Here is an 8,912-nt window from a genome sequence, read left to right as displayed (position 1 = left end):
CCATCCATGCTGGCCTCCTTCCAGCCAGCATGGTGAATCAGAAACGGGCTGATTTGGGAATCCCAAATCGATTCAACTTAACCCCATCCCGCTTTAGGCCGGGACGACGCAGAATGTGTGGCGCCGGCGTCCCACAGCCGCCATCACTTCTTCGCCACGAAGTAAAAATCCTCGCTGCCCGGCGGGGAGCCGTAGGTGAAGGGTTGCTGCTCGTGCTTGGTCTGGAGCCAGACGTCGTCACGGACGATGTCGAAGAGCTTGCGGACCTCGACATTCGGCTGCCGCACGTCGCGGGCGAGCGCAAGCGCGAACGGGCTGTCGTTGCCGTCGCCGTCCATCGCGGTCTCGCCATGCTTGGCGGCGTAGACCACCATGAAGCCGACGCCGGGCTCGATGTTGGAAAAACCCTTGTCGACCAGCTTGAGCGCCAGCGTGTGCTGCATGGCCGGCGCGAAGGGATTGTCGCGACAGGCGTCCAGGATCACGAGCCGCAGCTTGTGCGCGCCCCCGACCGCCGCGATCACCTGCTCCAGCGCCACGGCTTCGGTCTCCGCGTCCTTGTCGACCGAGAGCCTTGCATCGACCGGCACGAGATAGTTCACGCCGCCGATCTCGAAGCCATGGCCGGCATAATAGACCACGGCCCAATCGGCTTTCTCCGCGTCCGCCGCGAAGGTGCGCAGCGTCTCGAAGAACTGGTCCCGGGTCAGGTCGTTCGAGATCGTGACGGTCTGGAAGCCGACGTCGCGCAGCGCGCCGGCGACCAGCTTGGCGTCGCGCGGCGGATTGGAGAGCGCATGAACGTTGCGGTAGGCGCCGTTGCCGATCACCAGCGCCACGCGGCGCATCGTCGAGCGCGTCGAAGGCGTCTTGGGTTCGAGCACGGCGAGGCGGCTCCGCGCGCCGGTGCGCGCCGTCGCAACGTCGATCTCGTCGAACGGGGTGAGCGCGAATGCGGCGGCACGGTAGTCGGCACGCGCCTGCGCGAGATCCTGCTTGCGCTCGAACACCTGGCCACGGCCGGCATGGGCGCGGACGTTGTTCGGATTCATCTCGAGGATGGCGTTGTAGTCGTTCAGCGCGGAGTCGAGGTCGCCCTTGGCGAGGTAGGCATCGGCGCGGTTGGCGAGCGCATACTGGTTCTTCGGCTGCTTCTCCAGGACGCTGTTGCAATCGGCGAGCGCCTCGTCGAAGCGCCGCATCGCGGCAAAGGTCACGCAGCGATGGTTGGGAATTTGCAGCGCATTCGGATCGATCCTCGAGGCGTCGGCAAAATCGGCAAGCGCGCCGTCATAGTTCTTCATGAAGGTCCGCGTCCGCGCACGGTTGGTATGACCGACCAGCAGATTGGGTGTGTACTTGATCGCAAGGTTGAAATCGTCGAGTGCGCTCTGGAGCGCGCCCTTGCGCAAATACAGCGTGCCGCGGTCATTATAGGCGCCGCCATAGTTGGGGCGTTTCTGGAGCGCGAGGTTGTAGTCGGCCATCGCGAGATCGTCCTGGCCCTTGCGCTGGTGGGCCTGGGCCTGGCCGTCGAGCGCGACCATGTTGTCGGGATCGGCGTCGCGCGCCGCGGCGAAGGCTTCGAGGGCGTGGTCGAAGTCGCGCTTGTTCAGAAGCGAGAAGCCCCGCACGGTCAGCGCGATGGACTTGTCCTTCCCGGTCACGCGATCCGAGCCGAGCAGGTGTTCGCAGGCCGCAAGCCGCGTCGGCAGATCGATCTTGCGCTCGCGGCAGGTCTCGAGATCATCACCAAGCTGGGGGTCGGCCACGGCGACCGAAGCAGATGACAGCAGGATGAGAAGGATCAGGGAAACGACGCGCAACATTTTCGTCGAACAAGCTCCAGCGCCACTCATTCTATGTCGGTCATCCAAGGGAGGGGTTCATTCCGGCCCGATCCTCCCCGCGCCGGCGACGCTAGCATGCCTTCTTCACGGGCTCGTGTCTGCCAGCGCGTAACATCCGGCCCTTCCGCCCGTATCTTGGGCATGCCCGAATGCGGGGCCTGGCGGGCTGTTCGCCCGGCCCCAAGCACCCTAGACTGTCGCACCGACCGAATGAGGATCCGCCATGAGCCGACCCGCCTTTCATTCCCTCCCCTTCCTCGCCGCCACCGCCGCACTGGCGCTGGCCTTCGCCTCGCCCTCACGGGCTGCGGAAGATGCGGTGGTGATCCCCGCCCCCACTGTGGACGCGGCACCCGCAAGCGGTATCCAGACCGCGGTCGTCGCCGGCGGCTGCTTCTGGGGCGTGCAGGGCGTATTCCAGCACACCGCCGGCGTCGTCAACGCGGTCTCCGGCTATGCCGGCGGCAGCAAGGCGACGGCCGACTATCACACCGTCTCCTCTGGCACGACCGGCCACGCGGAGTCGGTCGAGATCAAATACGATCCGAAGAAGATTTCCTACGGCAAGATCCTGCAGATCTTCTTCTCGGTCGCGCACGATCCGACCCAGCTCAACCGCCAGGGCCCCGACACCGGCACGCAGTATCGCTCGGCGATCTTCACCACCTCCGACGAGCAGAAGAAGGTCGCAGACGGCTATATCGCGCAGCTCAATGCCGCCAAGGTCTTCAGCAAGCCGATCGTGACCAAGGTCGGCGCGCTGGAGGCGTTCTATCCGGCGGAAGGCTATCACCAGGACTATCTGACGCTGCACCCGAACCAGCCCTACATCGCCTACAACGACATCCCGAAGGTCGAGAACCTGAAAAAGCTGTTCGCGGATAACTATATCGAGAAGCCGACGCTGGTCAGCGCCGGCAAGGTCACCAACTGATCGCAAGATCTTACTGAGCAACGGGAGATCCATGCCCGACACCAAGACACCCACGAACGAAACCAAGGTCACCAAGAGCGAGGAGCAGTGGCGGCGCGAGCTCACGCCGATGCAATATGCGGTGCTCCGCGAGAAGGCGACCGAGCGTCCCTTCTCGGGCGAGTATGAGCACGACCACCGCGCCGGCACTTATGTCTGCGCCGGCTGCGGCAACGTGCTGTTCGAGTCCGACGCCAAATTCGATTCCGGCTGCGGCTGGCCGAGCTTCACCCAGCCGGCGGTCGAGAGTCATATCGACGAGGAGACGGACCAGAGTCACGGCATGATCCGCACCGAGGTGCTGTGCTCCAAATGCAGCGGCCATCTCGGCCATGTCTTTCCGGACGGACCGGGGCCGACCGGCCTGCGCTATTGCATCAACTCGGCGGCGCTAAAGCTCGATCCGAAATAACATTGCGCATCGCCGGGTTCCGACATGGAACCCGACGGCGCGATGTGCTTTTCTTCCCTGGCGGTGCAGCCGATGTACGGATTCCGGCGGCCGCCAGGGAGGATGCCATGACCCTCGGAACCATCCTGATCATCCTCGTGATCATCTACCTGCTGGGCGGCATGTCGGGCCGGTTTGGCGGCTATGGCTATGGCATGGGCCATTCCGGCATGGGGCTCGGCGGCGTGGTCCTGGTGGTGCTGATCGTGCTGCTGCTTCTTGGCAAGCTGTAAACCACGCAAGCTATTGAATTAATTAAATTTATTGCCTTTGCGGGGCTGCCATGCGCGGATTCATCATCTCCGTTCGCGGGGGTCGCATTTCTGTCAAAACGGCCTATATTAGAGGGCGAAAATGACATGGCCGCCCGGTTGCGGCCTGCGCTCACAAACCCCACACGCGCCTGAAACCGAAGAAGATCACGAGGTCTTTGACCATGCGTCCACTGCGTCCGTTCAACTTCAATACCTCCGCCGAGCTTTTCCCCGCCGCGATCCGCAAGAAGAAGCGTGCGGGCTTCACCTATCGGCGGTTTGGCACCGCGGCCGAAGCCGTGCGCTTCGCGATCGAGGAATTGCCGACGGATTCGCTGAACGGCGCGTACCTCCAGGTCGAGGAAGCCCGCTTCGACCAGAACGGCATCCGCTCGCTCTATGAGAGCGAGGCGTTCCCGCTGCCGCGCCGCCGCAAGCCGGCTGCGAACACCGACGCCGACGCGGCGTAAGCTTTTCTCATCCTCCGATGCGCAATGAGCGCGGTAGCCGAAAGGTTACCGCGCTTTTCGCGTCTAAAGCACGATGAGATCGGGCTGAATCATCCTCGCGCTTTAGCTTGTTCTTTGAGCATGATCTCCGCGCAAACGCGTTCCGCGTTTGCCGCGAGGGAAAACCGCTTCACACTTTTCCGGATCATGCTCTAAAGCGCGATGAGATTTGGATGAATCGTCATCGCGCTTTAGGTTGTTGTTTGCGCATGATCTTTTCGGAAAACCGCTTCACACTTTTCCGGATCATGCTCTAGCGTGGCTGCTTGTCCAGCCAGCGGCGCAGCAGGCGGACATTGCGCATGTTGGCGCGGAACATGACGTCGAAAGCGTCGCCCGCGAACGGCACCATGCCGACCACGCCGTCGACCGCAACATTACCGAGCATCCGCGCGGTGATGTACCAGGGCGCGCCCAGCGCGCGCGCCTCGCGCACCAGCCACAACGAGATCGCGGTGGTGATGATGTCGCCGATGACAGGGATCAGGCCGATCAGGCCGTCGATGCCGTAGCGGATCTTGGTGCCGGGCAGGATGAAGGCGACGTCGAGCAGCTTTGCGATCGCCTCGAGCCGCGCCAGCCGCTGCTCGCGCGTGAGATTGCCGAAGGGATTGGCGCTACCGAACTCGGAACGGAATTCGCGAAAGCCCTCTTCAAGCGTCTCGGGCCGGATCTCGCGGCCGTCCTGATCAATGATCGGCCCGCGCGCCTCATCGCCCGAGAAGGTCGCGCGCGAGGTCTTCCCCGAACGAGGAGGGCGTGTTGCAAGAATATCGTCGTCAGGCATGGTCATCGCTGAGGGCCAACGCATACGCGCCGCCTGGGTTGCCGGGCCGCGCCCAAACGCCGCCCCTTGCCCTCAGGCCGACGCCGGAGCCGGTTGCGGCTCCTCCACATACTTATGCACGAGCCAGGACGAAATCACGCTCGGCACGAAACCGACCAGGCCGTAGAGGATCCATTGCACCGCGCCGGAATCCGCCCCGCGCGAGCCATAGGTGATGGCGGCGAGGATGAACGCGAACAGGCCGACCAGCAGCATCCGCAGCACCGGCCCGATGCGCTTGATGTGAAACACGATGTCGTCGACCGCGCCGATCATCAGCGAGGGCAGGAAACCGAACAAATAGCTGTATTGCAGGGTCTTGAAGAACACCACGAACAGCTTGCCGACCTCGCTCCAATTGGTCTGGGTCCAATAGCCGGACTGGTAGGTCGTCGTCAGCAGCAGCAGGAATCCACCGACAAACGGACCCACCAGCGCAAAAACCAGATAGCGTTTCATCAAGCACCCCTTACTCGAAGCCCGCCCCGTTATAGCAGCGCCTCGAGAAGCTTGGATAGCGGGGTCGGGGCCCGCCCCGGGGAACAAGTGGCAGGCGGCCGGGTTCAAGTGAACGGCTCTCATGTCCGCCCTTTCAGAAGATTGGATTTGGCCATGCGTTGGATGACCCTTTTCCTGGCGACGATCGCTCTCACCGCATCCGGCCTCGCAAGCCTGCCAGCGTTCGCGCAGGGCCATGCCGGAACCCAAGGAGAGCAGCAAGCCTGCTCGCGCGACGCCTCGCGTCTGTGCCGCAAGGATCTCGGCAATGACGGAGCGGTTCAGTCCTGCCTGCAAGCCAACCGGGCCAGGCTGTCGCAGTCCTGCCGCAAGGTGTTCGAGAGCCATGGAATGTGAGGCGCTTGCAAAGGCGTCACGTCGATCGAAGAACATGCTCAACTCTCGCTGATGTGCCCTCGGCGTGCGCGTGAGGCGATGGTTGCCGTGACGAACGCGCAACAATCGTGAAATCGTTCACACGAACCATTGAAGCTTCGCGGCATTCGCGCATAATCGAATCGGGGCGGCGCAGCACTTTCGATTCGAAATCTCAAGCGTAATCGAGCAACCACACCGGGGGCATCCCTCCGCGTGCCGGATCTGACGTGCGGCAGCGCAAGCCGCGTGCGGCGCCTCCAATACACAAGCGGCCAACACCGCAAGAAAACCTTGGGGATGCATCTCACATGTTTAGCTACCGTATCGGGAAGATCGCCACCCTCGCCGCCATTGCCGCGACTACCGCCGCGCTTCACACATCACCCAGCCTCGCCTTCTCGTCCGAGGCGCAGCAGATGTGCACGGGCGACGCCATGCGCCTCTGCTCCAGCGAAATCCCGAACATTTCGCGGGTCACCGCCTGCATGGTCCGCAACAAGCACAATGTCAGCCCCGGCTGCCGCGCCGTGATGGATCGCGAGGCAGCGGCGCGCAAGCGGGAAGCTGCCGCGAACTGATCCCTCACGCGCACTGCAAGTTGAGCGGCGTCCTGCAGCGATCGACGCTATGCTGAGGCCCGGCCAAGAGCGCTGGAGCAACAGACATGGCGAAGATTCCGGCGAGGATCCCGATCGCGGGCGGTTGGCGGCAATCCCTCATCCAGGCGAGCACGGCCGCCCTGATGGCGCTGGTGCCTTGCGCGGCGCCCGCTCAGCAGGCCGGCGTCAACTTTCCGGACGGCCACGGCAAGAGCACCGTCGTCGGCATCTGCGGCTCCTGCCATGACATCGGCCGGCTGGCGGCGGGCTACACGCCCGAAGGCTGGCACACCGTGATCCGCATGATGCAGAATTTTGGCGCGCCGATTCCGCCGGAAGAAGCTGCGGAGATCACCGACTATCTCGTCAGGAGCTTTCCCGAACGGCCCCGCCCTGCAGCAGTGCTGATCCCTGGCGACACGCAGATCGACATCAAGGAGTGGCCGGTCGCCACCGAAGGCTCGCGGCCGCACGATCCGCTCGCCGCCCACGACGGATCCTTGTGGTACTCCGGCCAGCTCGCCAACGTGCTCGGCCGGCTCGATCCCGCCACCGGCGCGATCCGCGAGTACAAGCTCAATCCGCAGACCGGCCCGCACGGCCTGAAGGAGGACAAGGGCGGCAACATCTGGTTCACCGGCAATTTCGCCGGGCTGATCGGCAGGCTCGATCCGAAGACCGGCGATGTCAGGGAGTACCGGCTGCCGGATGCATCGGCCAAGGATCCGCATACGCTCGTCTTCGACCATGACGGCATCATCTGGTTCACCGTGCAGGCCGGCAACAAGGTCGGGCGCCTCGATCCCGGGAGCGGCGAGATCAGGCTGGTCACGCCGCCGACGGCAAATGCGCGGCCCTACGGCATCGTGGTGAATGCAGGGAATACCGTCTGGTTCGTCGAGTTCGGCGCACCGAAGATCGCGACCATCGATTCAAAGACGATGGAGATCCGCGAATACCTGTTGCCGGATGCGGCCGCCCGGCCCCGCCGGCTGGCCGTCGGCCCTGACGATGCGATCTGGTATGTCGACTTCGCCCGCGGCTTCCTCGGCCGGCTCGATCCGGCGACGGGCACGGTGAAGGAATGGGCTTCACCGAGCGGGCCGAAGTCGCAGCCCTACGGCATCGTCTTCACCAAGGGCGCGGTCTGGTACTCGGAGTCCGCTGCGAAACCCAACACCATCGTCCGCTTCGATCCCGGATCCGAAAAATTCCAGAGCTGGGCGATCCCCGGCGGCGGCGACATCGTCCGCAACATGGACGTCGACCGCAGCGGCAACCCGGTGATGGCCAACAGCCTCGTCAACAAGGTGGGCGTGGTGGAGATCGGCGGGACGGGACATTGAGTGCGTCCGTCATTCCGGGGCGACGCGTCAGCGCCGAACCCGGAATCCAGAGATTGTGGCGCGAGATTCCGGGTTCGCGCTGCGCGGGCCCCGGAATGACGAGAACAACGGAGTACGGCGACTCTGGCGGACGCCCTATTCGCCCCACTGCGCGAACGCATCGTTGAAGGCCCGCTCGCCGGGGGCGCCCTTCTCGATGGCGATGATGGCGCGGCGCTGGTTGGTGTAGACCAGCGGCACGTCGAACCAGGAGCGCTCCTTCAGGAGCTGGACGTTGCGCGCGCGGTCGGCATCGACGTTGGAGAGGCCGACCAGGAAGAAGCCGTCGGTGACCTTGACGGCGAGACCCGCGAGCGGCGTGCCGCGCGCCTGCTCGTTCGACTTCATCAGGATCCCGGGCACGTTGGCGACGCCGCCACCGGGGAAGTCCGGCGGCAGGATGAAGGTCAGCTCCGCGGTGTGGCTCGCCGGCAGCGATGAATCCGTGTTCCTGCGGAACGACATCGTCATCTTGAACTTGCGGTCGGGAATCTCGATGTCAGCGCGCACGGCGATGTCGGCCTTCTGGTTGCCCGAGGCCTTGATTGGTTCGGTCCGCCAGACCACGGAGCCGACATATTGCTTGCCCTTGGGATCGGACGGATCCTCATCATAGAGCACGACCTTCTGCGCCACCGGCGCTGCCGGCTGCTCGGTCGACGACGGCTGGCCGACGCGATCCGGAATCTTCGGCTTCGGCGCCGGCTGCGACGCATCCTTCGGCGCCTCCACGACCTGCGTCGTCGCGGACGGCTTGAACAGGCCGCTCACGGTCTGAACCGCCTGCTTGCCCCAGAGGATGCCGGCGCCAACCAGGATCAGCACGATGCCGACGGCGATCGCACTCTTGAACGGGAAGGCAGAGCCGGAGCGGCGCTTCTTGGCGTCGCGGTCGAGGACCGGGATGTGCGGGCGCGGTGCCGCCGGCCGCGGCGCGTAGCGCTCGGCCTCCTCGACCGACTCGTCATAGGAATACGGCACGTCGGGCGGCTCGCCACGGTTCTCCAGGCTCGGCTCGAGCCGGTCGAACTCCGGCGAGGGCGACGGCACGTTGGCGTAGGTCCGGCGCGCGGCACGGTTGGCCTGCGCCGCGGCGCGGCCCAGGTCGTCGGCATCCGCGGTGATGTCACGAAAGCCACGAACGCCCGGCGCCTGCGGCACCGGCGGTGGCGCGCCCTCCGGCGGGCGG

The 8,912-nt window shown here is 64.6% G+C and carries 11 protein-coding genes; 7 read left to right on the top strand and 4 right to left on the bottom strand.

What is annotated here, in order from left to right:
• Window positions 1-143: 143 nt before the first annotated feature.
• Window positions 144-1,829 carry a caspase family protein gene (locus tag QQL28_RS45030; protein WP_284276275.1) on the bottom strand — a complete coding sequence of 562 codons (1,686 nt, stop codon included), beginning with the start codon at window positions 1,827-1,829 and terminating at the stop codon, window positions 144-146.
• 244 nt (window positions 1,830-2,073) lie between these two features.
• Here QQL28_RS45030 and msrA point away from each other — a divergent pair, with 244 nt between their 5' ends.
• The 4 genes from msrA to QQL28_RS45010 all read left to right on the top strand — a co-directional run bounded on the left by msrA (window position 2,074) and on the right by QQL28_RS45010 (window position 3,998).
• Window positions 2,074-2,784 (top strand): peptide-methionine (S)-S-oxide reductase MsrA, encoded by a 711-nt coding sequence (msrA, locus tag QQL28_RS45025; protein WP_284276274.1) that lies wholly within the window; start codon window positions 2,074-2,076, stop codon window positions 2,782-2,784.
• Window positions 2,785-2,815: 31 nt separating this feature from the next.
• Window positions 2,816-3,235: a peptide-methionine (R)-S-oxide reductase MsrB gene (gene msrB / locus QQL28_RS45020; protein WP_284276273.1), complete on the top strand. Its 420-nt coding sequence runs from the start codon at window positions 2,816-2,818 to the stop codon at window positions 3,233-3,235.
• 107 nt (window positions 3,236-3,342) lie between these two features.
• Window positions 3,343-3,507, top strand: a complete 165-nt coding sequence (locus QQL28_RS45015) for a DUF3309 family protein (protein WP_254098200.1) — start codon at window positions 3,343-3,345, stop codon at window positions 3,505-3,507.
• A 203-nt stretch (window positions 3,508-3,710) separates the two neighbouring features.
• Window positions 3,711-3,998, top strand: coding sequence for a hypothetical protein (locus QQL28_RS45010; protein ID WP_027523175.1), 288 nt, complete (start codon window positions 3,711-3,713; stop codon window positions 3,996-3,998).
• 292 nt (window positions 3,999-4,290) lie between these two features.
• Here the strand turns inward: QQL28_RS45010 and QQL28_RS45005 are convergent, their stop codons facing one another.
• Window positions 4,291-4,830 carry a DUF4112 domain-containing protein gene (locus QQL28_RS45005; RefSeq protein WP_284276277.1) on the bottom strand — a complete coding sequence of 180 codons (540 nt, stop codon included), beginning with the start codon at window positions 4,828-4,830 and terminating at the stop codon, window positions 4,291-4,293.
• A gap of 66 nt (window positions 4,831-4,896) precedes the next feature.
• The gene (locus QQL28_RS45000) at window positions 4,897-5,322 is read right to left on the bottom strand and encodes a DUF5413 family protein (RefSeq protein WP_284276271.1); all 426 of its coding nucleotides are present in this window, start codon (window positions 5,320-5,322) and stop codon (window positions 4,897-4,899) included.
• A gap of 153 nt (window positions 5,323-5,475) precedes the next feature.
• Here QQL28_RS45000 and QQL28_RS44995 point away from each other — a divergent pair, with 153 nt between their 5' ends.
• From QQL28_RS44995 to QQL28_RS44985, 3 genes are all read left to right on the top strand, one after another.
• Window positions 5,476-5,718 (top strand): hypothetical protein, encoded by a 243-nt coding sequence (locus QQL28_RS44995; protein WP_431309735.1) that lies wholly within the window; start codon window positions 5,476-5,478, stop codon window positions 5,716-5,718.
• A 329-nt stretch (window positions 5,719-6,047) separates the two neighbouring features.
• Window positions 6,048-6,317, top strand: a complete 270-nt coding sequence (locus QQL28_RS44990) for a hypothetical protein (protein ID WP_284276270.1) — start codon at window positions 6,048-6,050, stop codon at window positions 6,315-6,317.
• Between the two features lie 86 nt (window positions 6,318-6,403).
• Complete coding sequence (locus QQL28_RS44985; RefSeq protein WP_284276269.1) at window positions 6,404-7,684, top strand: virginiamycin B lyase family protein; 1,281 nt, start codon at window positions 6,404-6,406, stop codon at window positions 7,682-7,684.
• Between the two features lie 135 nt (window positions 7,685-7,819).
• Here the strand turns inward: QQL28_RS44985 and QQL28_RS44980 are convergent.
• On the bottom strand, window positions 7,820-8,912 hold a 1,093-nt coding region (locus QQL28_RS44980), incomplete at its 5' end, for a hypothetical protein (RefSeq protein ID WP_284276268.1).

It is taken from the genome of Bradyrhizobium iriomotense (genome assembly GCF_030160715.1).
GTDB lineage: Bacteria > Pseudomonadota > Alphaproteobacteria > Rhizobiales > Xanthobacteraceae > Bradyrhizobium > Bradyrhizobium iriomotense.
The sequence above is the reverse complement of the archived record's forward strand: the minus strand, read 5'-3'. Positions and strand labels throughout refer to the sequence as shown.